The following is a 24,494-nucleotide window of genomic DNA, read 5'->3' as shown; positions in this document are numbered from 1 at the left end:
GGAGGAACCGTGCCCACCAAGGATCAGACACTCGTCACGCTCCGCGAGGCCCATCTCGGGCCGATGCGGTTCATGAACATCCTGTCCGTGTTCGAGCTCGGCATCGTCGACCTGATGCGCAAGCAGCCCAACCAGCGCTTCACCGCCGAGCAGCTCGGTGCGGCCGTCGGCGCCACCCCGGACGCGATCTACCAGCTGCTGCTCCTGCCGGTGAAGGACGGCCTCATTGCGCTCGACGAGCGCACCGGCGAGTACACCCTCGACGGCCTGGCCCGGCTCGGCGACGAGGACTTCGCCCGGGTGCTGCCCTGGATGAACATGATCAAGGTGGTGTGCCTGCGCCAGCTGTACTACCTGACCGACAGCATCCGGGCCGGCGAGGTCGTCGGCCTGCAGAAGCTGTTCGGGCTGACCGGCACGTTCTACGAGGCCACCCTCGGCAACGACGAGCTGCGCTCGGCCTGGGGCTCCATGATGGACGCGGTCACCGAGTTCATCGACCCCTGGTTCTTCGACAACGTCGAGGTCGGCGCCGGGCAGAAGGTGCTCGACCTGGCCGGCAACACCGGGCTCGGCGCGATCCTCACCTACCGGCACAAGGGCGTCGACAACCTGCACGTCACCTGCTTCGACTTCCCCGAGAAGGAGGCCGAGGCCCTGGCCAACTTCGAGGCGGCGGGCCTGGCCGGGCACTGCTCGTTCATCGGCGGCGACGTGTTCAAGGGCGTGCCGAAGGGCTTCGACCTCGTGCTCATCAAGCACTTCCTGGACATGTTCGACCGGGACAACGTGCTGAGGATCCTGCGCGCGGTCGCCGGCGCGCTGGAGCCGGGCGGCCAGGTGTACATCCTGGTGCCGATCTACCCCGAGGAAATCCGCGAGTCGTCGTCGGTCGACTTCTTCCCGTCGTACTTCCTGGGCTGCACGATGGCCCAGGGCGGCCCGCAGAAGGTCTCGACCTACTCGGCCTGGCTGGAGGAGGCCGGGTTCGAGGTGACCCGGGCCATCACGCAGGACCACGCGACGATGCCGGCGGACATGGTGCCGGTGCACGGCATCATCTGCGGCACCAGGAAGGCCTGACCCGCCGAGCCCGCGGCCGCGCCCGGTCGACCGGCCCGTAGCACGGGGCCGTTTGACCGGGTCGCGGGCGGGTAGGCGGCACCGATATGGGTGAGATTACTGCTGAGGTCCTGGTCTCCCGGCTGGCCGAGTGGGGCGTCGACACCGTGTTCGGGATCCCGGGCGACGGCATCAACGGGATCATGGAGGGGCTGCGCCGCAACCGCGACAAGATCCGGTTCGTCCTGGTGCACCACGAGGAGGCGGCCGCGTTCATGGCGACCGCCTACGCCAAGACGACCGGCCGGATCGGCGTCTGCCTGGCGACGTCCGGGCCGGGCGGCATCCACCTGGCCAACGGGCTCTACGACGCCAAGCTCGACCACGTGCCCGTCCTGGCCATCACCGGGCTGCAGGAGTCGAGCGTCCTGGGCACCGCCTACCAGCAGGAGGTCAACCTCGACCGGTTCTTCGCGGACGTCAGCGAGTACAACCAGATCATCATGAACCCGGCCCAGCTGCCGGCCCTCGTCGACGTCGCGATCCGCACCGCCTACGCCCGCCGCGGCGTCGCCCACCTGACGATCCCGAACGACATCCAGGTCGCGCCGGCGGGCAAGGACCCGTACCAGACGGTCGCCCCGGTCGTGGCGCCGTCGACCGCGCCGATCTACCTCGCACCCGCCGTCCGGCCCCGCGACGCGGACCTGCGCACGGCCGCCGACGTGCTCAACGGCGCCGAGAAGGTCGCGATCCTGGCCGGGATCGGCGCGCGCGGGGCCGGGGCGCTGCTCGAGCGGGTCGCCGACACCCTCGGCGCACCGATCGTCAAGAGCCTGTCCGGGAAGATGGTCCTGCCCGACGACTCGCCGTACGTCACCGGCGGCCTCGGCCTGCTCGGCACCAAGCCGAGCGAGGACCTCATGGAGGACTGCGACGCCCTGCTGATGCTCGGCACGAACTTTCCCTACACCAAGTTCCTGCCCAAGCCCGGCGCGGCAAAGGTCGTCCAGGTCGAGATCGACCCCGGGCGGGCCGGCACCCGCATCGCGACCGACGTCCCGCTCGTCGGCGACGTCGCCGCCACCCTGGAGGCGCTCCTGCCGCTGCTCGAGCGCAAAGAGCCGAAGCATCTGCGGCGCTACCAGGAGAAGGTCCGCGACTGGAACGAGCGCATGCGCAGCCTGGAGTCGGCCGACCGCGACCCGATCGCGCCGCAGTATCTGGCCGCCCAGCTCGACACCCTGGCCACCGACGACGCCATCCTCACCTGCGACTCCGGCACCATCGCCACCTGGGCCGCGCGGCACTGGCGAATCCGCGGCCGGCGCGAGTTCTACCTCTCCGGCACCCTGGCGACGATGGCCCCCGGCCTGCCCTACGCGATCGCGGCCCAGCTCGCCCACCCCGGCCGCCAGGTCCTCTCCCTGATCGGTGACGGCGGCTTCGCCATGCTCATGGCCGAGTTCAGCACCGCCGTGCGCTACCGGCTGCCGGTCAAGATCGTGGTGAACAACAACAACTCGCTCGGCCAGATCCTGTGGGAGCAGATGGTGCTCGGCTTCCCCGAGCACGGGGTGCGCTTCGGCGAGCCGGTGCCCGACTACGCGGCCGTCGCGCGGGCCTGCGGCGGGTTCGGCGTCCACGTCGACAAGCCCGGCGACGTGCCCGGTGCGCTGCGCGACGCGCTCGCCTACGACGGCCCGGCGCTCGTCGACGTGGCCGTGGACCCCAACGAGCCGCCGCTGCCGGCAAGCGTCACCTATGAGCAGGCGAAGAAGTTCGCGGCGTCGTTCCTCAAGGGCCAGCCGCACCAGGCCGCGATCGCGACGACCCTGTTCCGGGACAAGATCCAGCAGCTCAAGGGCTGAGCGGGCAGCCGGCGTCCACGCTCGCCGAGCGGGGGCGCCGGTCGCACCGTCGGCAATCGCCGCAAGTCCGGGCGGCGGCCCCGCCGGTCGCGGTACCGTGCCGGAATGCGGGTGGAGCGCATGGCGATGAGCACGCGGGACGCCGACGAGGCCACGCACGTCATCGAGAAGATGTACGTCGGGCACCGTTCGCGGTTCACGGCCCGCCAGTCCCCGCCGGAGCTGGCCCTCACCTCCGCCACCGCCGGCCCGCTGCGCGTCGACCGGCTGCGCAACTCGTTCCGGTTCGTGACCGACGGCGACCCGTTCGACTACATCTGCGCCCAGCAGCTCCTGCGCGGCGAGATGACCCTGCGCACCGGCCGCGAGGAGGTCCGCCAGCGCCCCGGCGACGGCTTCCTGCACCTCCTCGGCGCGGACAGCCACGCCACCCTGGCCGACTTCGACGTCGCCGTCCTGTGCCTGCCCCTGGCCCGGGTCGCCGCGGCCGCCGCCGTGCACACCGACATCGACGCCTGCGACCTGCGTTTCGAGTCGCCGACCCCCGTCTCGCCGGCCCTGCGCCGCTACTGGACCCACGTCCTGGCCTACGTCCACCGCACCCTGATGGACCGCGACACGCAGGTATTGCCCCCGCTCGTGGCCGAGCAGGTCGCCGACACCGCCGCCACGGCGCTGCTGGCCGTCTTCCCGAACACCACCATGACCACCCACCACAGCGCCCCCACCAGCCCGCTGCACCCGGCCGCCCTGCGCCGCGCCGTGTCCTTCATGGAGGACCACGCCGGCGACCCGATCACCGTCTCCGACATCGCGGCCGCGGCCGGCATCACCCCGCGCGCCCTGCAGCAGGGCTTCGCCCGCCACCACGACACCACCCCGATGGCCTACCTGCGCCGGACCCGCCTGGAGCGCGCCCACCGCGACCTGCAGGCCGCCGACCCGACGACTGGCGCCACGGTGGCCGCCATCGCCGGCCGCTGGGGCTTCGCGAAGGCCGGCAACTTCGCCACCGTCTACCGCCGCGCCTACGGCCGCCCGCCGAGCCGGACCCTGCGCACCTGAGCCGACTCCGTCGCCACCCGGGCGGGTAGCTCGGGTGCACGCCGTGCCGGCAAGGCCGCAGCGGCCCACCGCCGCGCCCCGGGTGACGGGGCACGGCGGCGGGGTCGACGGTCAGTTGCGGTAGCGGAACAGGATGCGGCCGCGGCTCAGGTCATACTCGCTGAGCTCCACCAGCACGCGGTCGAAGGGCATGATCTTGATGTAGTGCTTGCGGATCTTCCCGCTGATGTGGGCGAGGACGACGTGGCCGTTCGGGAACTCGACGCGAAACTTGGCGTCGCGCAGGCACTCCACCACGAGGCCCTCCAGCTGGATACCGCCTGTCGCGCGGGGCATCAGCGGATCACCAGCTCGAGGTTGCTGTTCTGCCGCACCGCGCCGGCCGCCTCGAACAGGGCGATCGCCGCGGTGTTGTCCTCGTGCACCTCGGCGACCGTCGGCACACCGCGGTCGTGGCCGGCCCGGCCGATCTCGCCCAGCAGGGCCAGGCCGATGCCGCGGCGGCGGTGGGACTGCCGCACGGCGAGCAGACCGATCCGGGTGCACCGCGGCAGCCGGGCCAGGCGGGCCAGCCCGACATAGGTGCCCGGACCGTCGGTGGCGACGACGTAGTCGGCCGGGTCCAGGGGCCGCGACAGTACCGCCGCCGGCATCTGATCCCAGCCGATCGAGTCCTCGATCTCGGCTCGGATCACGCCGTCCAGGCGCCGCAACGGCTCCGGCGCCGCAGTTCCCAGAGCCAGGACCTCCGGCGGTTGTACCCGCCCGGGCCCGCCGCCCGCCAGGACGTACTCCCATTCCCGGCGGCGGGTGGTCAGGCCGGCCTGCACCCAGCGGGTGCGCAGGTCACGGTCGGCCTCGTCGACGACGGTGAACAGGGGTCGGGGCAGCGCGGCCAGCATGGTCGTGGCGAGGTGCTCGAACACCTCGTCGTGCCACGTGTCGATGCTGAGGAAGAGCCGGCCGTCGGGTCGCGCTGAGGCGCCGCCGCGGCCGATGACGAGGTCGTCGTCGAGGGCATGCCACTGCCACTCGGCGACGCGGGTGATGACTGGAGTATGCATCGGTGTCACCTTTCGGGAGGTCGTGCTGACGCTCCCGGGCGGCACCTACCGCAGTCGCCCGACCGTGACGGATATGGGGAGCACCCACTTCACTGCAATGTTCACGGTGCTCACCCCCTCAAGGTCCGGCCACAGCCGTCCCAGACGATACCGCCCCGCCCGGCCATGGTCCACTCTTTATCGACACACGCGTCTTTATCGACGCACGCGCGCAGTGGCCGGCCGTCAGCCGCTGATCGCGACGGCCGGGGCGAGTGCGGTGAGGAAGTCGGCGGCGTCGAACATCGCGCCCGCCGAGGCGACGCCGGTGGTGCGGGCCCGGCCGGTGAGGATGCGGCACACCGCCTCGGCGGCGAGCGGTGCGGTGACTGCGTGGATGCGGGCAGGCGCAGTTCGTCACCACGCCGGTCCCGCCCGCCGGTGACCGCCCGCTCGCCGAGCTGCTCGCCTGGGCGGTGCGGCGGCTGGACGAGCCGCTGACGGTCGAGGACCTGGCCCGCCGGGCCAACGTCAGCGGCCGCCACCTGGCCCGGCGGTTCCGCTCGGCGACGGGGACGACGCCGCCGCAGTGGCTGCTGAACCAGCGCATCCGCCGCGCCCAGGAGCTACTAGAGCACACCGACGACGGCCTCGACGCGATCGCTGCCGCCAGCGGCCCGGGCACCGCGACCACCCTGCGCCGCCACTTCGACCGGGCGCTCGGCGTGACGCCCGGCGAATACCGTCGCACCTTCCGCCGCCGCCCCGGACAATGACCGGCGTGGATCCGGTGACGCGGCACAACCGTGAGATCTGGGAGCTGGCCTCCGAGAAGCACGTACGCGAACACGACGAGCTGCTGGCGCAGGCCCGGTCCGGCTCGTCGCTGTTCGCGGCCGAGGCGGACCTGCTCGCGCCGCTGCTGGCCGAGGGGCCGGAGGTGGTACATCTGCAGAGCGGGCACGGTCTCGACGACATCGCCCTGGTGCGGGGCGGCGCGCGGCGGGTGGTGGGCGTCGACTACAGCGCGACCGCGGCCGGTGCGGCGCGGCGGCGGGCCGTCGAGCTCGGCGCCGCCTGCTCCTACGTCGTGGCGCTGCTGCCGGGGGCGCCGCTGGCGGACGCGTGCGCCGACGTGGTGTACACCGGCAAAGGCGCGTTGATCTGGCAGCCGGACATCGGCGCGTGGGCCCGGGACGCCGCTCGCCTGCTGCGCCCGGGCGGGCACCTCGTCGTCTACGAGGAGCACCCGGCCCATCCACTGTGGACGTGGGATCTCGACGAGCCCCGGGTCCGCGCCGACCGCTCGTACTTCGCCCGCCGGTATGTCAGCGACACCTAAACGGGCGCGGGCGCGGTGCAGTGGCTGTGGACGCTCGGCGAGATCGTCAACGCCACGATCGCGGCCGGGCTCGCGGTGCGGCACCTGGCCGAGCACGCCGAGCCGTTCTGGCGGTTCGACGGCCTCGACGCCGCCGCGTTCCGCGGCCGTCTGCCCAATGCGTTCTCATTGCTGTGCGGCAAACCGCTCGGCGGATGACGCGCCGCGGGGCCGGCCCGGGCCGCGGCGGCGGGCGAGGTGCACCCCCCGCGCGGCCCGGGCTCAGCCGGTGCTCAGCCGCCGTCGACCGGCTGGAACTGGGGCACGACGGTCTTCGCCCGGGCGCCCGGCACCGTCGTGTCCTTGATGGTGTCGAACATGGTGCGGCCGAGGACCGAGTGCGCCTCCACCGCCGGGTGCGTGGCGCCGTAGTTGTCCAGGTCGCCCAGGCCCTCCGCGAAGAAGCCGTAGACCAGGGCCGGCGAGCCGTCGCTGCCGAACATGATGCCGGCCTCGTGCCGGGCCGCGCCGAGGTCGTTGAAGTCGGCGCCGTACTTGGTGGCGACCCGGCTGCGCTCCTCCGAGGACATGTTGCGCCGGATGCCGTCGTGGTAGCCGTTGATCCAGCGCAGGATGCTCAGCAGGAACGTGCACGAGTTCGCCGACAGCAGCGTCTTGTTGGCCAGGCGGGTCAGCAGGTCGGTGATCTCGTGCGGCGTGGTGGTGCCGAGGTAGAACCGGTTCGGGTTGGCCACCGGCTCGACCCGGGTGTGGACGAAGCCCTTGGCGGCCAGGATGTCGTTGATCTCCAGGGCCGGCACCACCCGCCCGCACATGCGCACCGCGGTGTTGTCCGAGACGAGCAGCATCGCGGTGAGGAAGTTGGCGACCGTGATGTCGTCGCCCCAGACGGTGTGCAGGAAGTAGATGCCGGTGCCGCCGAGGATGATGTCGGCCTGCAGGTCCAGCTTCTGCCCGAGGCTCAGCTGGCCCCGGTCGATCTTGTCCATGACAGCCGTCGCGACGGCCAGCTTCTGCACGCTGTAGCCGTGCACCACGTGGTCGGCATCGTCCTCGAGGACGTGCTGCAGCGTGCCCGCCGCGTCGACGCGCTTCACGTTCGAGTACCAGACGCCGCCGGCCTTGGCCTTCTGGCGGCCGTAGACCCGCCGGATCTTCTCCTCCGGCGACACGCCCGCGAACTCGTCCTTGACCGGCGCCGCCCCGGCCGTCCCGCCGGCGACGAGCGCCGCTGTCGCTCCCGCACCGGCCGCCAGCGCGGCCCGGCGGCTCATACCTGTGCCCATGTGCCCTCCCCGTGGACTCCCGGCAAGCCCGACGAACCGGGCAAGCTCACTCAGGGAGGCTATGGGCAACCCGAACCGGATTCAAGGCGGCAAATGTGGAGGTCTCGTGACGCTCAGTTGCCGAGGATCGCCGTCGTGGCGGCCGTACTGCCCGGGATGGCCACCATCGAGGCGACGACGGCCCGACGGGACCGCGCGCGCTCAGAAGGCGTAGCGGATGTGGCAGTAGGGGGTGTGCTCGGCGATGAGGTCGCGCAGGGCCGCCACGTAACCGCCCTTCGCGCCGGTGCGGTAACGCACGTTCCAGAAGCCGTTCTCGGAGCGCTTGCCCTGCTGCAGGTCGGGCCGCCACAGCAGCTCCTCGGCCTTCGGGTGCCAGCCCAGGTTGACCTCGTGCAGGTCGCGGTTGTGGGTGAGGAAGATGACCTCGGCCGCGAGCTGGGCCTTCGCCGCCGGGCCGAGGCCGGCGTCGAGCTGGTCGAGCAGCTCGGCCCAGTCGGCCAGCCAGCCGTCGCGCACGACGACGGGGCTGAAGTTCACGTGGACCTCGTAGCCGGCCGCGACGAAGTCGTCGATCGCGGCGATGCGCTCGGCGACAGGGGTCGTGCGGATGTCGAGGAGCTTGGCGTCGGCGGCCGGCATCAGGGAGAAGCGGATGCGGGTGTGGCCCTGCGGGTCCCAGTCGAGCAGGTCGCGGTTCACGTGCTTGGTGGCGAACGACGCCTTCGCGTTGGGCAGGTCCCGGAACAGCTCGACCAGGTCGCGCACGTTGTCGCTGACCCGGGCGTCGAGGCTGCAGTCGGAGTTCTCGCCGATGTCGTACACCCACAGGTGCCTGTCGCACTCGTTCGGCTCCGGCTTCGGGCCCTGGCGGCCGGCGTGGCGGCGGAGGTACCCCCCGATCTTGTCGATGTTCGCGAAGACCGTGATCGGATTGCTGTACCCCTTGTGGCGCGGCACGTAGCAGTAGGCGCACGCCATCGCGCACCCGTTCGCCGCCGACGGCGCGATGAAGTCGGCCGAGCGCCCGTTCGGCCGCGCGGTCAGCGACTTCTTGACCCCGAGCACGAGCGCGCCCTGCTTGATGCGCACCCAGCGGGCCACGTTCGTCTCGTCGCCGTACAGCTCCGGGATCCGGTGGTGGCTGTCCACCTCGACCCGCTGCGCGTCCGGGAACCGGGCCAGGACCTCCTGCCCGCGGGGCAGCGCGGCGGCCGCCGGTTCGACATATATGCGGCGAATGTCCAGGAGCACAGTCAAATGTAACGCAGCGTGGCGCCCGGGGCCCCGGCCGCGGGCCCCGCGACAGGCCGCGGCGAAGCGGCACGGTGAACGACCGACGTATGTCAGATCCAGTACAGTCAGATCCAGTTCGGCGGGTCGGCCCGATGGAGCGCCGGGTCGTCGGCCTTGAACGTGCGGACCGGGCCGGGCGGGGTCAGCGGGCCCTCGAACCGGACGGTGACGCGGCCGAGGCCGGCCCCCCAGACCCAGCCGGGGCCGTGGTCGTCGTGGCGAATGTCCTGGCCGGTGCGCCAGTCGGTGCCGGGCGGCGGCGGTGGGGCCTGCTCCGGGGCCGGTCGGCTCGGCGGGGGCGGGTCGGGCTCGGCGGTACCGATGACGGGGAAAAGGCCGTCCTGGGCGAACTCCGACAGCGCCGACACGCCGACGCCCAGCAGCCGCAGCCCGTTCGTCACGTCGATGTCGGCGAGCAGCCGGCGGGCCGCCTCGGTGATCGTGCGCGGCTCGTCGGTGGGCTGCTCGCGGGTGGCCGACCGGGTGATCGTCGTGAAGTCGAAGTAGCGGGCCTTGACCGTGACCGTGCGCCCGGACAGCCCGGCCGCGCGCAGGCGCGTCGCGACCCGGTCGGCCAGCTGGTCGAGCTCGCGGCCCAGGACGGCGCGGTCGGCGACGTCGGTGGAGAACGTCTCCTCGGCCGACACCGACTTGGTGTCGCGCTCGGGGACGACCGGCCGGTCGTCGTCGGCCCGGGCCAGCCGGTGCAGGCCGGTGCCGTGCGCCTGGCCGAACCAGGCGAGCAGGTCGACGAGCTCCCGGGCGGCGAGGTCGCCGATGGTCCGGATGCCGGCCTGGCGCAGCCGCTCCGCGGTCGCCGGCCCGACGCCCCACAGCTTCGTGACCGGCAGCGGGTGCAGCGTGTCCAGCTCCCGGCCGGGCCCGACGACGGTGAGGCCGTCGGGCTTGTCGAGGTCCGAGGCGATCTTCGCGACCAGCTTCGAGGAGCCGATCCCGACCGACCCGGTGACGCCGCCGGTCGCGGCCGCGATCCGGGCCTTGATCCCGCGGGCGAGCTCGGTCACCGCCGGCACCGCACAGTCGTGCCCGCCCGCCGCGAGGTCCACGAACGCCTCGTCGATCGACACCGGCTCGACGAGCGGCGACACCTCGCGCAGCAGGTCCATCACCACGTGACTGGTCCGCTTGTAGGCCTCGAAGCGGGGCACGAGGTACGCCGCCCCGGCCGGCAGCCGCCGCCGCGCCTCCGCCATCGGCATGGCCGAGCGTACCCCGTAGGTCCGCGCCTCGTACGACGCCGTCGCCACCACCCCGCGCCCGGCGATGCCGCCGACGACGACCGGCCGCCCGCGCAGCGACGGCTTGTCCCGCTGCTCGATGCTGGCGAAGGCGGCGTCGAGGTCCAGATGCATGATGGAAGCCTCGCGCCGCACCCGGCCATTCTGTCAGGCGAAGTACCCGTCGAGGTGCAGCGTGCCGGTCGCCGTGATGACGCCGGAGCCGCTGATGCGCACCCGGTCCCCGTCGACGGTGATCGTGATGACGCTGGGGCGGCCCATCGAGTGGCCCTGCTCGACGGCGAGGACGCCGTCGCGGGCCACCAGCGCGGCGAGGGGGCCGGCCGCCGTGCCCGTGGCCGGGTCCTCGGGGATGCCCATGGCCGGATTGAAGAACCGGGCGTAGGCGGTTTCCGCGAGACAGTACACGTAGCAGCCCTCACCGCCGACCGAGCGCAGGACGGCCACGAGCCTGTCGGCGTCGACCACCACCCGGTCCACCGCGGCCCGGTCGCCCACCTCGACGAGCAGGTGCGCGGCGCCTGTCGAGACCACCTGCGGCGGGCGTTCGGTGCGCAGGTCCGCCACGTCGAGGCCGAGCGCGGCCGCGAGCGGCGCCGGGTCCGTCACGACGTCGCCGAAGACGGGCGCGGACTGCTCCAGCGTGACGACCGGGCGCCCGTCGCCCGCCCGCTCGACGACGACCGGCAGCAGCTCGTCGCCGATCTGCTGGGTGAAGGTGCCGGGGCTGTCCGCCAGCTCGGTGAGGGCCAGCCACAGCCAGGCCCCGAGCACATTGTGCCCGACGCCGCCGACCTCCTCGCCGATCGGCGTGAACGAGCGCAGCCGCCGGTCGGCCGTCGCCGAGCGCATGATGAACGTGGTCTCGGACTGGTTGAACTCCCGGGCGATGGCGCGCATCTGCTCGTCGGTGAGGTCGTCGGCGTCGGGCACGACGGTGAGCGGGGCGCCGCTCAGCGGTGCGGCGGCGAACACGTCGACGTACGCGAACTCGGTCATGGGTCAGACGGTAGAGCCCCGGCGGCCGGCTACTGCAGCCCGGAGCGCACCGACGTGATGCGGGACGTGTTGAAGCCGAGCCAGTGCATGCGCCCGACGTAGCGGGCGTGCTCGATCTTCAGGCAGCGGTCGACGACCACGGCGAGGCCGGCGTCCGCGGCGATCGCCGTGCCCTCCTCGTTGACGACGCCGAACTGGCACCACAGCGCGCCTGCCTTTACCGCGACGGCCTCCCGGGCGATCGCGGGCAGCGCGGCCGGGGCCCGGAAGACGTCGACGATGTCGATCGGCACCGGGACGTCGGCCAGGGAGGCGTACGAGGTGAGCCCGAGGATCGACGACTCGCGCGGGTTGACCGGGATGACCTGGTATCCGTGCCGCTTGAGGTAGTAGCCGACGAAGTAGCTGGCCCGCAGCTCGTTGGGGGACAGCCCGACGATCGCGATGGTGCGGGCCGAGTGCAGCACGCGCTGGATCGTGGCCGGGTTCTGGTACGGCTGGAGGTCCATCAGGCCGCCTTGCTGACGTAGGTGAGGCCCTGCTCGAGATCCCACAGCAGGTCGTCGACGGATTCGGTGCCGACCGAGAGGCGCACGGTGCCGGGGCGGACCCCTGACGCCTCGAGCTCGGCGTCGCTGAGCTGGCGGTGGGTGGTGCTGGCCGGGTGGATGATGAGGCTCTTGGCGTCGCCGACGTTGGCCAGGTGCGACCACAGCGTGACGCCGCGGATGAGGTTCTGGCCGCCCTCCCGGCCGCCGGCGCAGTCGAAGGAGAACACCGCGCCGGCGCCGCGCGGCAGGTACTTCTCCACCAGCCCGCGGTACCTGCTGCCGGGCAGCCCGGCGTAGGTGACGTGCGACGCCAGGTCGTGCCCGTCGAGGAACTGCGCGACGGTCCGGGCGTTGGCGACGTGGCGCTCCATGCGCAGCGACAGCGTCTCCAGGCCCTGCAGGAACAGGAACGCGTTGAACGGCGACATCGCCCCGCCGAGGTCGCGCAGGGTCTCCGCGCGCAGCTTCATCAGGTATCCGTAGGTGCCGAAGGTCTCGTGGAACTGCAGACCGTGGTAGGCCGGGGACGGATCGGCGATGACGGGGAACCGGCCGTTCGACCAGTCGAAGGTGCCGGCCTCGACGACGACGCCGCCGATGCTGGTGCCGTGCCCGCCGATGAACTTCGTCGCCGAGTGCACCACGATGTCGGCGCCCCACTCGATCGGGCGGCACAGGTAGGGGGTGGCGAACGTGTTGTCGACGATCAGCGGCAGGTCGTGCTCGTGCGCGATGGCGGCGACGGTCTCGATGTCCAGGACGTTGCCGCCCGGGTTGCCGATCGTCTCGGCGAAGAACGCCTTGGTGTTGGGGCGGACCGCGGCCCGCCAGGCGTCCGGGTCGTCGGGGTCGACCCAGGTCAGCTCGACCGTCATCTTGCGCAGCAGGTGCTTGAGCTGGTTGACCGTGCCGCCGTAGAGCGCCGCCGAGCTGACCACGTGGTCGCCCGGCTCCAGCAGCGTGAACAGGGCGGCGGCCTGGGCGGCGATGCCGCTGGCGAACGCGACGCCGCCCATGGCGCCCTCGAGGTTGGCGACCCGCTCCTCGAAGACGGCGACCGTCGGGTTCATGATCCGCGAGTACGTGTTGCCGTACTCCTGCAGGTTGAAGTACGCGGCGGCCGACTCCGGGTCCTCGAACACGTAGCTCGTGGTCTGGAAGATCGGCACGGCGCGGGCGCCCGTGTTGGGGTCGGGGCGCTGACCCGCGTGCAGCTGGCGGGTCTCGAACCCGAAGTCGCGGGCTTCTTCCGCGCGGAACGTGTCGGTCACTGCGTGGTCCCCTCGAGGAATCGGCGGATGATGGGCGTCTGCCGGGCTTCTTCGAGCAGGAAGCAGTCGTGGCCGTACGGCGCCTCGATCAGGTGGAACTCTACCGTCTTGCCCTCCGCCTCCAGGGCCTGCTCGATGTCCCGGGAGGCGGACGGTGGATACAGCCAGTCACTGCTGAACGCGATGAGCAGCGTTTTCGCCTGTACTGCACGCATGGCGTTCCGAAGCGTTCCATGCTCCCGGGCCAGGTCGAAATACGTGAGCGCTCGCGACAGATACAGGTACGTGTTCGCGTCGAAGCGGCGCACGAACGAGCTCGCCTGGTGGCGCAGGTAGCTCTCGACCTGGTACTCGGGCTCGGTGAGCGTGTACCGGATGTCGTCGGAGGACTGCAGGCGGCGGGCGAAGCGGTCCTCCAGCGCGGGCGCCGACAGGTACGTGATGTGCCCCACCATGCGGGCGACACCCATCCCGGCCTCGGGCGCGCGGCCCGTGCCGTGGTAGTGACCGCCCTGCCACGCCGGGTCACCCATGATGGACTCGCGGGCGATCGCGTTCCAGGCCACGCCCTGCGGGTGCAGCCCGTGGGTGCTGGCGATCACCACGATCGAGTCGACGGACTCCGGGTACGCGATCGCCCACTGCAGCGCCTGCATGCCGCCGAGCGAGCCGCCGGCGACGGCCGCGAGCCGCTCGATGCCCAGCTCACGCAGGAGCGCGCGCTCGGTGCGCACCATGTCGGCCACGGTGATGACCGGGAAGTCCGATCCGTACGGTTTCCCGGTGTCCGGGTCGATCGACGACGGGCCGGTCGTGCCGCGGCAGCCGCCGAGGAGGTTCGTGCACACCACGTGGTACCTGTCCGTGTCGAACGCCTTGCCGGGGCCGATCATGCCGTCCCACCAGCCGAGAACTTTCCCGGCCGCGCCGTCGCGGTCCTCGGCCGCGAAACCGTCACGGGTCCCGGCCGCCTGGGGGCTGGTGGACACGCCGGCGGCGTGCGCATCGCCGCTCAACGCGTGGCAGACCAGGATGACGTTGTCGCGCTCCGGGGTGAGGTTGCCGTATGTCTCGTATGCGACCCGGACGGAGTGCAGCTCACGGCCGCAGTCAAGATGAACCGGATCGGGCAGGTCGAGGTACTGCGTCTCGACGGTGAATGTATTGTCCATCGCCCCAGTAGGTGTTATAGGTAAGCGGACCAGGATTCTAAGGAGATTACGCGAGATGACGACAGCGGATAACGGGGTCAACGTACAGGCGCTGCTCGACGCCCGCCAGGCACTCAAGGACGCGCCCGACGCGGCGCTGTTCACCTGGCGCGCGTCCTCGACGTGGGACCACGGCGTGCACAGCACCACCACCATCGAGAAGTTCCACGGCCTCGGCGCGGAGCAGACCCACAAGGCGCAGTCGACGTTCGAGTCCGACCACCCGGCCGTGTTCGCGGCCGAGGACAATGGCATCACCCCGATCGAGTACCTCCTCGTCGGCCTGGCCGGCTGCCTGACCGCCGGTGTCGCCTCGGTCGCCCAGAACCGCGGCATCCAGCTGCGCAAGGTCGAGTCGGTCGTCGAGGGCAGCCACGACATCCGCGGCATCCTCGGCGCCGACAGCGACGTGCGCAACGGCTACGAGGGCATCAAGGTGACCTTCCACATCGACGCCGACGCCTCCCGCCAGGAGATCGAGGCCCTCGTCGCGCAGTCGCAGAAGCGCTCCGCCGTGTTCGACGCGCTCACCAACCCGACCGACGTGACAGTCGAAGTTGCCTGAGTCATACCCCGCGGTCGTCATCGGGGCCGGCCACGCCGGCCTCGCGGCGAGTCACTTCCTGCGCGAGCGCTCCATCGACCACGTCGTGCTCGAGCGCGGCGAGGTCGCGAACTCGTGGCGCCGCGAGCGCTGGGACTCGCTGCGGCTGCTCACGCCGAACTGGCTGACCCGCCTGCCCGGGCAGCCGTACGACGGTCCGGACCCCGACGGTTACATGACGAGCGACGAGGTGGCGTCGGTCCTCGACCGCTTCGCCAAGCCGGCGCCGGTCCGGACCGCGACGGCGGTGACGTCGCTGCGGGCCGCCGGCGACGGGTACCGCGTGGTGACCGACGGCGGTGAGCTGCGCGCCCGGGCCGTCGTCATCGCCAGCGGCGCCTGCAACCGCCCGGTCGTCCCGCCGCTCGCCGCGGCCGTCCCGCCGGACATCGTGCAGGTCACGCCGCTGGACTACCGCGGCCCCGGCGAACTGCCCGAGGGCGGGGTCCTGGTCGTCGGCGCCTCGGCCACCGGCGTGCAGCTGGCGGCCGAGATCCAGCGCTCCGGGCGGCCGGTCACCCTGTCGGTGGGCGAGCACGTGCGCATGCCCCGGCTGTACCGCGGGCGCGACATCCTGTGGTGGATGGACGCCTCGGGGGTCTGGGACCAGCGCACGCACGAGATCGACGATGTGGAGCGGGCCCGCGGCCTGGCCTCCCCGCAGCTGATCGGCTCGGCCGCGCGCTCGACGCTCGACCTCAACGTCCTGAGCGACCTCGGCGTGGAGCCGGTCGGGCGGTTCGCGGCGCTGCGCGACGGGCGGGCGCTGTTCTCCGGCGGGCTGCGCAACCTGTTCTCCCTGGCCGACCTGAAGCTGGCCCGGCTGCTCGACACGTTCGACGCGTGGGACGGGGGCGGGCCGGGCGATCGGCCCGAGCCGACGCGGGTGCCGGCCAGGCCGCGGCTGCAGCTGGACCTGACCGGCGGCGCGATCCGCACGGTGGTCTGGGCGACCGGGTTCCGGCCCGCCTACGACTGGCTGGACGTGCCGGTCCTCGACGCCAAGGGGCGGCTGCGCCACACCGGCGGCGTGCTCGACGCGCCCGGGCTGTATGCGCTTGGCCTGCCGGTGCTGCGGCGGCGCAAGTCGACGTTCATCCACGGCATCGAGGACGACGCCCGCGAGGTCATCGACGAGCTCGCCCGGCAGCTGTGATCGGGCTGTGATCAGGCTCCGGCCGGTGCGATCGGCGGCACCCGGGTGCCGCGGTGCGGGCGGCCGCCGTCGCCGGCTCACTCCCGGGCCCGGTCCGGCGCACCGTCCGCTGCCGGCGGCGCGGCCAGGACCTGGGCCAGCATGCCGAGCGTTGGCCAGTCGACGAGGCCGGCGTCCCTGATCTCGGCGTACGTGTGCAGCTGCACCCAGGTGCGCTCGGTGGTGCCCGGCTCGCCGTGCGGGGTGCCGGCCCCGGCGCGGAGGGCCTCGACCTCGGCGGCGGTCAGCTCGGCCGAGAACAGGTGGGCGCGGTGGGTGGACAGGGTGCCGGCCACCTGGCGGCTGCCGTGGGCGCTCAGGCGGTCCGGCGCCAGGGCCAGGCCGGTCTCCTCGTGGACCTCGGCCGCGGCCTGGTCCCTCGGGTCGGTGCCGTCCGGGCCGGCGCCGCCGGGGAGCTCGTGGATGAAGCCGTCCGGGGTGGCGGCGGTCGAGCGGAACTCGCGGACCAATACGACGAGCGTCGTCGCGAGCGACGGGCCGCGGTGGTACAGCACCACGCTCGACAGGTCCGGCCGGGCGAGGACGATCTGGCCAGTCTTGACGCGGTCCTCGGCGGCCACCCGGATGTCGGTGCGCAGCGCCCAGTAGACGACCTGGCGTTTGCCGGGGCCGCGGCGGTACACCCACTCGGCCCGGGCCTGGCGCAGCTCGTTGCCGGCGGCGCGCTGGGTGCGGTACCAGCGCTGGAAGCTGCTCGTTCGCCAGACGAGCAGCGGGACCCCGCGCTCGCCGAGTTCGCGGCGGGCGGCCGGCGACAGCGCACCCAGGGCCAGCTCGAGCGTGGCCGGGAGGGTGTCGGCGACGGGGACGTGCTCGGCGGCGGCGCCGGCCCGCAGGTAGCGGTTCTTCGGGGCGTCCGGCGGTGCGCCGAAGACGGCCTTGCCGCTGCGGTGCCACGTGCCCCACTCCACGTTCGTCGTGAACGCGGGCATCGTCGTCAGCTCGCGGGGGACCCAGAAGACGATCTGGTCGGCGAGGTGCAGGCCGGCCTCCTCCCACTCGATCTGGCCGGTGTAGTCGCGGACCGCGCCGGTGGCCGGCTCGGGGGAGAAGACGACCAGGCGGCCGCCCGTCCAGCGGGCCCGCAGCAGCTCGATCGCCTCCGGGCGCCAGCTCGGCACCTCCGGGCTGCGCGGGTTGGGGCCGGCCAGGAAGAGCGACGCGTCCCACCACGGCGGCGGCACCTGCGGCGGCGTGCACACGATGACCTCGGCGCTCATGCCGGCGTCACCAGGCGGCACTCCCCGAACGTCAGGCAGCCGCAGCCCGCGCAGGCCGTGAACTGCTCGCGCTGCTGCTCGAGGCGGGCGATCCGCTCGTCGACGGCCTCGCCCCAGCACTGCGACGCGCGGCGCCAGAACGCGGCGGTCGGCGGGTGGCCCTCCGGCAGGAACGCCAGCACCTCGGCGATCCGGGCGAGTGGGATGCCGACCCGCTGGGACGCGCGGATGAACGCGACCCGCTTCGCCGCGGCGTCGTCGTAGCGGCGCTGGTTGGTCGCGCTGCGGTCGCTGCTGATCAGTCCCTGGCGCTCGTAGAACCGCAGCGCGGAGGCGGGCACGCCGCTGCGGCGGGACAGCTCGCCGATCGTCAGGAGGCTCACGCCGACGAGCCTAACCCGGCCTTGACGTGAACCTTGGTTCAACCCTTTGGATGCAGGCATGGCGGATATCGGCAGGGCCCTGGTCATCGGGGCGACGGGCAACATCGGGCGGATCGCGGTGCAGCTGCTGCGCGAGCGGGGCGTGGCCGTGCGGGCGATGGCGCGCGACGCGGGCGGGCAGCCGGACGGCGTCGAGGCGTTCAGCGCCGACGTGCTGGACGGGCCGGCACTGCGCGCGGCCGTCGACGGCGTGGACGCGGTGCTGCTGATCTGGCCGTTCATGGACGCGGGCGGCATCGGGCCGGTGGCCGCGGCGCTCGGGGCCGGCGGCCGGCGGGTCGTCTACATCTCGGCGATGAGCGCTGAGCACGGCGGCGTGTGGGGCGAGGTCGAGGCGGCGATCCGGGGTACCGCCGCGGCGTGGACGTTCCTGCGGGCCAGCGGCTTCGCGACGAACACGCTGCAGTGGGCGGCGGCGATCCGGGCCGGCGAGCCGGTGCGCATCCCCTATTCGGGGGCGGCCCGCTCGCTCGTGCACGAGCGGGACCTGGCCGAGGCGGCCGTCGTGGCGATGACGGAGCCGGGGCACGCGGGGCGGACCCATGTCCTCAGTGGACCGGGGACCGTCACGCAGGCCGAGCAGGTCCGGCTCATCGGCGCGGCGGCGGGCGTGCGCGCCGTCGCCGAGGAGGTCGATCGCGCCACCGCGCGGGCCGGGATGCTCGCGTGGGCGACCCCCGAGTTCGCCGACGCCGCCCTTGACTACTGGGCGTCGCTCGTCGACACGCCGGAGCCGGTGGCCGACGGGGTGCGGGAGGTCACCGGGCATCCGGCGCGGTCGTTCGCGCAGTGGGCGGCCGACCACGCCGCCGACTTCCGGCCGCCGGCGTCGGTGGCCGAGGTCGCCGCGCGGTACGTGGAGGCGTTCCGGGCCGGGCGGTTCGACAGGGCCCTGGCGCTGTACGACCCGGCCGTCGTGCGGGTGGCGCCCCTGGAGGGCGGAGGCGAGCTGCGCGGGCTGCCGGAGATCCTCGCCAACGGGCGGCGGCGGGCCGGGGACCTCGACGCGGGGGCGGTCGGCGTCCAGGGGCCCTACATCGGCGCCGACGGGTTCGCGGTGCGGTTCACCCTCGGCGCGACCACGAAGATGTCGCTGCTCACCGTCGAGGGCGGGGCCATCACCCGCGAGGAGGTGCACTACTTCGACCCGCCCGCGTGACCGGCGTCACTCGCGCGACTGTCACGCCGGGGCCGGTCCGGGCGGTCGTGGCGGTATGGAGCAACGGATGAACTTTGCGGAGGTCGTGCCCGAGGGGTACGCGGTGATGGCCCAGCTGGAGAAGTACGGGCGCCGCAGTGTCGAGCCGAAACTGCTGCACCTGGTCAAGGTGCGCGCGTCGATCGTCAACGGGTGCGCGTTCTGCATCGACATGCACAGCGCGGAGGCGCTGCACGACGGCGACCACCAGCGCCGGCTGTTCGCGGTCGCGGCCTGGCGCGAGTCGACACTGTTCGACGCGCGGGAGCGGGCGGCGTTCGCGCTCACCGACGCGCTGACCCGGCTGGGCGAGGACGGGGTGCCGGACGACGTGTGGGCCGCGGTCCGGGCGCACCTGTCGCCGGAGGAGGCGGCGAACCTGGTCTTGGCCATCGGCATCATCAACGTGTGGAACCGCATCTCGATCGCCTCGCGCCGGGCCACCCCGCCGCTGTAAGTTTCGCGGGTCGTTGACGGCGGTCGATGCCCGGTCTAGCGTGCGGGAATGCGCTTTCCTCGGCTCTTCGGCCCGCTCGCGGCCGCCTCGCTGGCGGCGGCCGCGAGCGCCCTGGCCGCCCCGGCCCCGGCCGGCGCGGCCGCGGCGACGCTCTACGTGGCGACGAACGGCTCCGACGGCAACGCCGGCACGCTCGCCGCCCCGCTCGCGACAATCCAGAAGGCGGTCGGTCTGGTCGCGGCGGGCGGCACCATCGCCGTGCGCGGCGGCACCTACGCGCTGACCACCAACATCCAGATCACCAGAAGCGGGACGTCGTCCGCGCCGATCGCCCTGACCGCGTACAACGGGGAGAAGGTCACGGTGGACGGCGAGGCCCTCGGATACACGCCGGGCGCGGTCGGCTCGACGATCCCCGCTGCCCAGCGCGGCGCGATCCACATGGAGGCGTCCTACTGGCGCATCACCGGCCTGGAGATCGTGCACGGCCCGTACGCGGTGTACTGCAACAACTGCAGTAACAACGTGTTCGAGCGGCTGTCCACGCACGACAACTACGAGACCGGCTTCCAGCTGCAGGGCACGTCCGCGAACAACCAGATCCTCGACCTGGACAGCTACAACAACCGCGACCCGCGCAAGAACGGCGAGAGCGCCGACGGTCTCGGCATCAAGGAGGGCAGCGGCTCCGGCAACGTGGTCCGCGGCGCCCGGCTCTGGAGCAACATCGACGACGGCCTCGACCTTTGGATGTTCACCTCGGCCGTCACGATCTCCGGCACCATCGCGTACGGCAACGGGTACAACCGCTGGAACATCCCGAACTTCTCGGGCGACGGCAACGGCTTCAAGCTCGGCGGCAGCGGCGGCACCGGCCCCGCGGCCGACCACTCGGTGACCAACAGCATGTCGTTCGCCAACGCGGCGCACGGCTTCACCGACAATGGCAACACCGGCACCCTGACGGTGAACCGGGACACCGCCTGGAACAACGCCAAGACGGGCTTCGACTTCGACGGCGGCTCCACCTCGAAGCTGACCGCGAACCTGGCCGTGGGCAACAAGACCGCTGTGGCGCTGGGCTCCTCGACCGCGTCGGGCAACTCGTGGAACACCGGCGGCACCTGGACGCTGCTGAGCACCGACCAGTCCGTCATCACCGGCCCGCGCACGTCGAGCGGCGCCATCGCCTCGTCGAACTTCCTGGTCCCCGCCAACGGCCAGGCGGTCGGAGCCAGGATCTGACCGCTCGCCGGCACCGCGATGGGCTTTCCTGAGGCCGGTAGCCCGCGGCCGTGGTTGAGGGGCCGCGGCCGTGGGCTACCGTGTGCACCGCCGCGGTAGCCCACGCGCATCCGCTCCCCGGCGCGCCGGGGCGGCGCAGGCCGGTCAGCCGCGGGTGAGCTGCGTGCGCAGGGTGGCCAGGGCCTTGGTGAGCAGGCGCGAGATGTGCATCTGGGACACGCCGAGCTCGGCGGCGATCTGCGACTGGGTGCGGTTGCCGAAGAAGCGCATGGCGATGATCTTCTGCTCGCGCTCCGGGAGGCGGGCCAGGAGCGGGCGCAGGGCCTCGCGGGTCTCGACCTGCTCCATGTCGGCGTCGTCGGCGCCCAGGAGGTTGCTCAGGTCGGTCGGGCCGTCGGACTCGTTGGTGTTCGCCGGGGCGTCGAGGCTCAGGCTGCGGTAGGCGCGCCCGGCGTCCAGGGCCTCGATCACGTCCTCCTCGGACGTCTCCAGCTCGGCGGCCAGGTCGGCGACGGTCGGCGAGCGGCCCAGGCGCTGGGTGAGCTCGCCGGTGACGCGCATGACGCGCAGGCGGTTCTCCTGGATGCGGCGGGGCACGCGGACGTCCCAGCAGCGGTCGCGGAAGTGGCGCTTGAGCTCGCCGGTGATCGTGGGGATGGCGTAGCCCACGAAGACGGCGCCGTTGTCCGGGTCGAACCCGTCGACCGCCTTGATCAGGCCGACGGTCGCCACCTGGAGCAGGTCGTCGAGCTGCTCGCCGCGGTTGCGGAAGCGGCCGGCCAGGTGCTGGGCCAGCGGCAGGTACAGCTCGATGACGCGGCCGCGGACCCGGTCCCGGTCGGGGCCGGCGGGCAGGTCGGCGAGGAGGCTCAGCAGCGCCCGGGCCTCGGCGTCCTGGGCGGCGCGGGCGGAGCCGGCGGTGCGGGTGGCGTTGACTTGGATCGTCATGATGGCAGACCTCTGGCAGCGGAGAACGTTCACGGATTACTGAGCGTGACGCCCGCTGCTTGAGCGCCCTTCAGAACACGACGGTAATGCCGAACTTGCCGCAAGACAAGTTTTGCGTCGATTCGTGCGTCGATTCACTCTCGGTGGTAGTCTGCGGCCAATGGCCACAAGGCGGCGCTGGCTCTTCGCCGACCAGCTCGGACCGCATTTCCTCGACGACGAGCCGGAGCGGCAGGTGCTGCTCGTCGTCAGCAAGGGCGTCTTCCGGCGGAAGGTGTACCACCGGCAGAAGGCGCACCTCGTGCTGTCCGCGCTGCGCCACCGGGCGGCCGAGCTCGGGGACCGGGCGGAGCTGATCGTCACCGAGCGGTACCGCGACGCCGTCACCGGACCCGTCGAGGTCTGCCACCCGACGTCCCGCGCGGCCCGGGAGCTGATCCGGTCGCTGCCGGACGCGACGATGCTGCCGCCGCGCGGGTTCATCACCGCGCCGGGCGACTTCGTGCGCTGGGCCGACGGGCGGCCGCGGCTGCTCCTGGAGGACTTCTACCGCGACGCCCGGCGCCGCCACGGCATCCTCATGGACGGCTCGGAGCCGGCCGGCGGGCGCTGGAACTTCGACGGCGACAACCGCGAGCCCCCTCCGCGGGGGGTGCGCACACTGGGGGTACCGCCGCCGCCCGCACTGGCGGAGGACGACGTCGACGCCGAGGTGCGCGCCGAGCTGGACCGGTGGGAACGCGACGACGGCATCCGCTTCATCGGCCGGGACGGGCCGCGGCGGTTTGCGGTGACCGCGGGCGAGGCGCAGGCGCGGCTCGCGCACTTCCTCGAGCACCGCCTGCCGGTGTTCGGGCCGCACGAGGACGCGATGCTGCGCGAGGACCCGCTGATGGCCCACTCGCTGCTGTCGGCGTCGCTCAACCTCGGGCTGCTCGACCCGCTCGACGTGGTGGAGCGGGCCGAGGGGGAGTACCGCCGCGGCGCCGCGCCCATCGCCGGTGTCGAGGGGTTCGTGCGCCAGATCCTCGGCTGGCGCGACTACGTGTGGCACTGCTACTGGTACTTCGGCCCCCGGTTCGAGCACCGCGACGCCCTCCACGCCCGGCGGCGCCTGCCGGCCTGGTTCGCCGGCCTCGACCCGGAGGGCGTCGGCTCCGCGTGCCTGCGCGACGTGCTGACCCGGGTCCGCGACACCGGCTGGGTGCACCACATCCAGCGCCTCATGGTGCTCGGGAACCTTGCGCTGCAGCGCGACTGGCACCCGGCCGACGTCGCCGACTGGTTCGCCCGGGCCTTCGTCGACGGCTACCCGTGGGTGATGACGCCGAACGTGATAGGCATGAGCCAGTACGCCGACGGCGGCCGGATGACGACGAAGCCCTACGCGGCCGGTGGCGCCTACATCAACCGGATGAGCGACTACTGCGGCGGCTGCCCGTTCGACCCGAAGCACCGCGCGGGCGCCGACGCGTGCCCGTTCACGGCCGGATACTGGGCGTTCCTGCACCACCACCGCGACGCGTTCGCCGGCAACCACCGCATGCGCCAGCCTCTGGCCCTCCTGGACCGCCTCGCCGACGCCGCCGAGATCGCGGCCGCCGAGTCCCGCCGCCGCGACTTCTGAGCGCCTACCCGCGCTCGAAGCCGTCCAGGAGGCGGGCCAGGCCGAACGCGAACTGCGGCTCCGCGGCATCGGCCTCGGCCCGCCGGGCCCGGGGGTCCTCGGACTCCAGGGCCAGGGCACAGCCGCGGACGAGGCTCGCGACGGCCAGGGCCAGATCCGCCGCCTCGGCGGGGGAGCAGCCGCGGTCGCGCAGCGCCCGGGCGGCCGCGTCGGTGTGCTCGGTGACGTGCGGGCTCGGGCCGGGGGCGGTGAAGGAGACGGTCCGGGCGAGCCAGGCGTGGCGGCGGTACATCCGCCACTGGAGCCGGGCCAGCCGCTCCAGCTGCGCCCGCCAGGTGCCGGCCGGCTTCGGGGGCGGGTGCCCGGCGAACACAGCGCCGGCCATCAGGGTCTCCAGCTCGGCGCGGTCCCGGACCCACTTGTAGAACGTGCCGCTGACCAGGCCGCCGGCGCGCTCGCCGATCAGCCGCAGGGACAGGTTGGCCAGGCCGTCGCGGTCGGCGAGCTCGACGGCGGCGGTGACGATCCGGGCCCGCACCAGGTCGCCGCGGGCCGGCGGCGGGGCCCAGGCGGCGGCGACGGCGGGCGCGTCGGCGGTGACGACCAGGCCGATGCCGCGGACCACCTTGGCCGCCAGGCCCTCCTGGCGCAGCAGCTCCATGGCCTTGTACGCGGTCGCCGTCGTGGCGCCCCACCCGGCCATGATCTCCTTGGCGGTGGGCAGGAACTCGCCGGGCTTCAGGTCTCCGGCGACGATGCGGGCGCGCAGGTCCGCGACGATGTCCGCCGCGAACCGGGTCACTGCCGCCTCCCGCACCTGGAGAGCGCAGTCTACCGGTCGAACTCCCGGGCCATTTTGCGCAGCGCCTGGCCGAACCCGGCCTTGCCGACGAGTGCGACGAGCCCGCCGGTCAGGCGATCGAGGCGGTGGGGGACGACAGTCACGTCCTCGGACCAGTCCACGCGGCAGCGCTCGCCGCTCAGCGCCACCACCTCGAACCACGCCTTGCCGCGGATCACCCGGCCGTGCTTGTCCACGTCACAGCGGTGCGGTGGCTCCCAGCGCACGACCGTCATCGGGTCGTCGAAGCCGAGCGGGCCGATCCCGGAGCGGGCGACGAACCCGGCGCCGAGCCCGTCCATCCGGTCGGTGGTGAGCCGGACCGTGGTGAGCGGGGCCCAGCGGGCGTGGTTGCGCCAGTCGGTGAGTGCCGCCCAGACCTGTTCGGCGGGCGCATTGACCTCGACGGAGGTAGTGAAGTGGGCCATCCCCTCGACCT

At 72.8% G+C, this 24,494-nt stretch carries 25 protein-coding genes and 1 pseudogene; 12 read left to right on the top strand and 14 right to left on the bottom strand.

Going from position 1 to position 24,494, the window contains the following annotated elements; genetic code table 11:
- Positions 1-9: 9 nt before the first annotated feature.
- The 3 genes from Dvina_RS29075 to Dvina_RS29065 all read left to right on the top strand — a co-directional run bounded on the left by Dvina_RS29075 (position 10) and on the right by Dvina_RS29065 (position 3,998).
- Positions 10-1,083 (top strand): methyltransferase, encoded by a 1,074-nt coding sequence (locus Dvina_RS29075; RefSeq protein ID WP_246655387.1) that lies wholly within the window; start codon positions 10-12, stop codon positions 1,081-1,083.
- A gap of 86 nt (positions 1,084-1,169) precedes the next feature.
- On the top strand, positions 1,170-2,933 hold the full coding sequence (locus tag Dvina_RS29070) for a thiamine pyrophosphate-dependent enzyme (RefSeq protein WP_223092516.1): 1,764 nt from the start codon (positions 1,170-1,172) through the stop codon (positions 2,931-2,933).
- Positions 2,934-3,038: 105 nt separating this feature from the next.
- Positions 3,039-3,998, top strand: a complete 960-nt coding sequence (locus tag Dvina_RS29065; protein WP_223092515.1) for a helix-turn-helix transcriptional regulator — start codon at positions 3,039-3,041, stop codon at positions 3,996-3,998.
- A gap of 111 nt (positions 3,999-4,109) precedes the next feature.
- Here Dvina_RS29065 and infA read toward each other — a convergent pair whose 3' ends face one another.
- Both infA and Dvina_RS29055 read right to left on the bottom strand, forming a co-directional pair.
- Positions 4,110-4,334 (bottom strand): translation initiation factor IF-1, encoded by a 225-nt coding sequence (gene infA, locus Dvina_RS29060; RefSeq protein ID WP_223092514.1) that lies wholly within the window; start codon positions 4,332-4,334, stop codon positions 4,110-4,112.
- Complete coding sequence (locus Dvina_RS29055; RefSeq protein ID WP_223092513.1) at positions 4,334-5,062, bottom strand: GNAT family N-acetyltransferase; 729 nt, start codon at positions 5,060-5,062, stop codon at positions 4,334-4,336. Before Dvina_RS29055 ends, infA begins: the two co-directional genes overlap by 1 nt.
- Positions 5,063-5,517: 455 nt before the next feature.
- Here Dvina_RS29055 and Dvina_RS29045 point away from each other — a divergent pair, with 455 nt between their 5' ends.
- From Dvina_RS29045 to Dvina_RS29035, 3 genes are read left to right on the top strand one after another with little or no spacing between them, the layout of a single operon-like run.
- Positions 5,518-5,817 carry a helix-turn-helix domain-containing protein gene (locus Dvina_RS29045; RefSeq protein ID WP_246655386.1) on the top strand — a complete coding sequence of 100 codons (300 nt, stop codon included), beginning with the start codon at positions 5,518-5,520 and terminating at the stop codon, positions 5,815-5,817.
- A 5-nt stretch (positions 5,818-5,822) separates the two neighbouring features.
- Positions 5,823-6,383: a class I SAM-dependent methyltransferase gene (locus Dvina_RS29040; protein WP_223092512.1), complete on the top strand. Its 561-nt coding sequence runs from the start codon at positions 5,823-5,825 to the stop codon at positions 6,381-6,383.
- Between the two features lie 15 nt (positions 6,384-6,398).
- Positions 6,399-6,581, top strand: a complete 183-nt coding sequence (locus tag Dvina_RS29035) for a hypothetical protein (protein WP_223092511.1) — start codon at positions 6,399-6,401, stop codon at positions 6,579-6,581.
- Between the two features lie 74 nt (positions 6,582-6,655).
- Here Dvina_RS29035 and Dvina_RS29030 read toward each other — a convergent pair whose 3' ends face one another.
- From Dvina_RS29030 to metX, 7 genes are all read right to left on the bottom strand, one after another.
- On the bottom strand, positions 6,656-7,669 hold the full coding sequence (locus Dvina_RS29030; protein ID WP_223092510.1) for a serine hydrolase: 1,014 nt from the start codon (positions 7,667-7,669) through the stop codon (positions 6,656-6,658).
- A gap of 201 nt (positions 7,670-7,870) precedes the next feature.
- Positions 7,871-8,923: a spore photoproduct lyase family protein gene (locus tag Dvina_RS29025; RefSeq protein ID WP_246655385.1), complete on the bottom strand. Its 1,053-nt coding sequence runs from the start codon at positions 8,921-8,923 to the stop codon at positions 7,871-7,873.
- Between the two features lie 107 nt (positions 8,924-9,030).
- Entirely contained in the window at positions 9,031-10,359 is a 1,329-nt protein-coding gene (locus Dvina_RS29020) for a DNA polymerase IV (RefSeq protein ID WP_223092508.1), read from the bottom strand.
- A 12-nt stretch (positions 10,360-10,371) separates the two neighbouring features.
- On the bottom strand, positions 10,372-11,223 hold the full coding sequence (locus Dvina_RS29015) for a PhzF family phenazine biosynthesis protein (RefSeq protein ID WP_223092507.1): 852 nt from the start codon (positions 11,221-11,223) through the stop codon (positions 10,372-10,374).
- Positions 11,224-11,252: 29 nt separating this feature from the next.
- The gene (locus tag Dvina_RS29010) at positions 11,253-11,732 is read right to left on the bottom strand and encodes a CoA-binding protein (RefSeq protein ID WP_246655384.1); all 480 of its coding nucleotides are present in this window, start codon (positions 11,730-11,732) and stop codon (positions 11,253-11,255) included.
- Positions 11,732-13,045, bottom strand: coding sequence for an O-acetylhomoserine aminocarboxypropyltransferase/cysteine synthase family protein (locus Dvina_RS29005; protein WP_223092506.1), 1,314 nt, complete (start codon positions 13,043-13,045; stop codon positions 11,732-11,734). The genes Dvina_RS29010 and Dvina_RS29005 overlap by 1 nt, the downstream gene beginning before the upstream one ends.
- Complete coding sequence (metX, locus tag Dvina_RS29000) at positions 13,042-14,217, bottom strand: homoserine O-acetyltransferase MetX (RefSeq protein WP_223092505.1); 1,176 nt, start codon at positions 14,215-14,217, stop codon at positions 13,042-13,044. The genes Dvina_RS29005 and metX overlap by 4 nt, the downstream gene beginning before the upstream one ends.
- 55 nt (positions 14,218-14,272) lie before the next feature.
- On the opposite strand from metX, the gene Dvina_RS28995 reads away from it, so the two are divergent.
- Entirely contained in the window at positions 14,273-14,821 is a 549-nt protein-coding gene (locus Dvina_RS28995; RefSeq protein ID WP_223092504.1) for an OsmC family protein, read from the top strand.
- Positions 14,814-16,016, top strand: coding sequence for an NAD(P)-binding domain-containing protein (locus tag Dvina_RS28990; RefSeq protein WP_246655383.1), 1,203 nt, complete (start codon positions 14,814-14,816; stop codon positions 16,014-16,016). The genes Dvina_RS28995 and Dvina_RS28990 overlap by 8 nt, the downstream gene beginning before the upstream one ends.
- A 77-nt stretch (positions 16,017-16,093) precedes the next feature.
- Here the strand turns inward: Dvina_RS28990 and Dvina_RS28985 are convergent, their stop codons facing one another.
- Both Dvina_RS28985 and soxR read right to left on the bottom strand, forming a co-directional pair.
- Complete coding sequence (locus Dvina_RS28985; protein ID WP_223092503.1) at positions 16,094-17,296, bottom strand: nucleoside 2-deoxyribosyltransferase domain-containing protein; 1,203 nt, start codon at positions 17,294-17,296, stop codon at positions 16,094-16,096.
- Positions 17,293-17,679 (bottom strand): redox-sensitive transcriptional activator SoxR, encoded by a 387-nt coding sequence (gene soxR, locus Dvina_RS28980; protein WP_246655382.1) that lies wholly within the window; start codon positions 17,677-17,679, stop codon positions 17,293-17,295. The genes Dvina_RS28985 and soxR overlap by 4 nt, the downstream gene beginning before the upstream one ends.
- 58 nt (positions 17,680-17,737) lie before the next feature.
- On the opposite strand from soxR, the pseudogene Dvina_RS28975 reads away from it, so the two are divergent.
- From Dvina_RS28975 to Dvina_RS28965, 3 genes and pseudogenes are all read left to right on the top strand, one after another.
- A pseudogene (locus Dvina_RS28975) lies at positions 17,738-18,556 on the top strand (SDR family oxidoreductase); the annotation flags it as partial.
- Positions 18,557-18,965: 409 nt separating this feature from the next.
- A complete protein-coding gene (locus Dvina_RS28970; RefSeq protein WP_223092500.1) occupies positions 18,966-19,394 on the top strand; it encodes a carboxymuconolactone decarboxylase family protein in 429 nt (142 codons plus the stop codon).
- Positions 19,395-19,442: 48 nt separating this feature from the next.
- A complete protein-coding gene (locus Dvina_RS28965) occupies positions 19,443-20,639 on the top strand; it encodes a right-handed parallel beta-helix repeat-containing protein (RefSeq protein WP_223092499.1) in 1,197 nt (398 codons plus the stop codon).
- Between the two features lie 144 nt (positions 20,640-20,783).
- Here Dvina_RS28965 and Dvina_RS28960 read toward each other — a convergent pair whose 3' ends face one another.
- Positions 20,784-21,587, bottom strand: a complete 804-nt coding sequence (locus Dvina_RS28960) for an RNA polymerase sigma factor SigF (RefSeq protein ID WP_223092498.1) — start codon at positions 21,585-21,587, stop codon at positions 20,784-20,786.
- Positions 21,588-21,747: 160 nt separating this feature from the next.
- Here Dvina_RS28960 and Dvina_RS28955 point away from each other — a divergent pair, with 160 nt between their 5' ends.
- Positions 21,748-23,214, top strand: a complete 1,467-nt coding sequence (locus Dvina_RS28955) for a cryptochrome/photolyase family protein (protein WP_223092497.1) — start codon at positions 21,748-21,750, stop codon at positions 23,212-23,214.
- Between the two features lie 4 nt (positions 23,215-23,218).
- On the opposite strand, the gene Dvina_RS28950 is transcribed toward Dvina_RS28955, so the two are convergent.
- Together Dvina_RS28950 and Dvina_RS28945 are read right to left on the bottom strand one after the other, a co-directional pair.
- The gene (locus Dvina_RS28950; RefSeq protein ID WP_223092496.1) at positions 23,219-24,016 is read right to left on the bottom strand and encodes a TetR/AcrR family transcriptional regulator C-terminal domain-containing protein; all 798 of its coding nucleotides are present in this window, start codon (positions 24,014-24,016) and stop codon (positions 23,219-23,221) included.
- A 29-nt stretch (positions 24,017-24,045) separates the two neighbouring features.
- The gene (locus tag Dvina_RS28945; RefSeq protein ID WP_223092495.1) at positions 24,046-24,483 is read right to left on the bottom strand and encodes an SRPBCC family protein; all 438 of its coding nucleotides are present in this window, start codon (positions 24,481-24,483) and stop codon (positions 24,046-24,048) included.
- Positions 24,484-24,494: the final 11 nt, after the last annotated feature.

The sequence above is a fragment of the Dactylosporangium vinaceum genome (assembly GCF_019904175.1).
Classification (GTDB): Bacteria; Actinomycetota; Actinomycetes; order Mycobacteriales; family Micromonosporaceae; genus Dactylosporangium; species Dactylosporangium vinaceum.
Note: the sequence above shows the minus strand (reverse complement) of the source record. Positions and strands in the feature narration are given on the sequence as shown.

Bases quoted from the DNA above. Each gene is read 5' to 3' on its own strand.
- Dvina_RS29055 (WP_223092513.1), bottom strand. From the start codon at position 5,062: ATGCATACTCCAGTCATCACCCGCGTCGCCGAGTGGCAGTGGCATGCC.
- Dvina_RS29010 (WP_246655384.1), bottom strand. From the start codon at position 11,732: ATGGACCTCCAGCCGTACCAGAACCCGGCCACGATCCAGCGCGTGCTG.
- Dvina_RS28985 (WP_223092503.1), bottom strand. From the start codon at position 17,296: ATGAGCGCCGAGGTCATCGTGTGCACGCCGCCGCAGGTGCCGCCGCCG.
- Dvina_RS29030 (WP_223092510.1), bottom strand. From the start codon at position 7,669: ATGGGCACAGGTATGAGCCGCCGGGCCGCGCTGGCGGCCGGTGCGGGA.
- Dvina_RS29070 (WP_223092516.1), top strand. From the start codon at position 1,170: ATGGGTGAGATTACTGCTGAGGTCCTGGTCTCCCGGCTGGCCGAGTGG.
- Dvina_RS28955 (WP_223092497.1), top strand. From the start codon at position 21,748: ATGGCCACAAGGCGGCGCTGGCTCTTCGCCGACCAGCTCGGACCGCAT.
- Dvina_RS28970 (WP_223092500.1), top strand. From the start codon at position 18,966: ATGAACTTTGCGGAGGTCGTGCCCGAGGGGTACGCGGTGATGGCCCAG.
- Dvina_RS28995 (WP_223092504.1), top strand. From the start codon at position 14,273: ATGACGACAGCGGATAACGGGGTCAACGTACAGGCGCTGCTCGACGCC.
- infA (WP_223092514.1), bottom strand. From the start codon at position 4,334: ATGCCCCGCGCGACAGGCGGTATCCAGCTGGAGGGCCTCGTGGTGGAG.
- metX (WP_223092505.1), bottom strand. From the start codon at position 14,217: ATGGACAATACATTCACCGTCGAGACGCAGTACCTCGACCTGCCCGAT.
- Dvina_RS29065 (WP_223092515.1), top strand. From the start codon at position 3,039: ATGCGGGTGGAGCGCATGGCGATGAGCACGCGGGACGCCGACGAGGCC.
- Dvina_RS28965 (WP_223092499.1), top strand. From the start codon at position 19,443: ATGCGCTTTCCTCGGCTCTTCGGCCCGCTCGCGGCCGCCTCGCTGGCG.
- Dvina_RS28945 (WP_223092495.1), bottom strand. From the start codon at position 24,483: ATGGCCCACTTCACTACCTCCGTCGAGGTCAATGCGCCCGCCGAACAG.
- Dvina_RS29015 (WP_223092507.1), bottom strand. From the start codon at position 11,223: ATGACCGAGTTCGCGTACGTCGACGTGTTCGCCGCCGCACCGCTGAGC.
- Dvina_RS28960 (WP_223092498.1), bottom strand. From the start codon at position 21,587: ATGACGATCCAAGTCAACGCCACCCGCACCGCCGGCTCCGCCCGCGCC.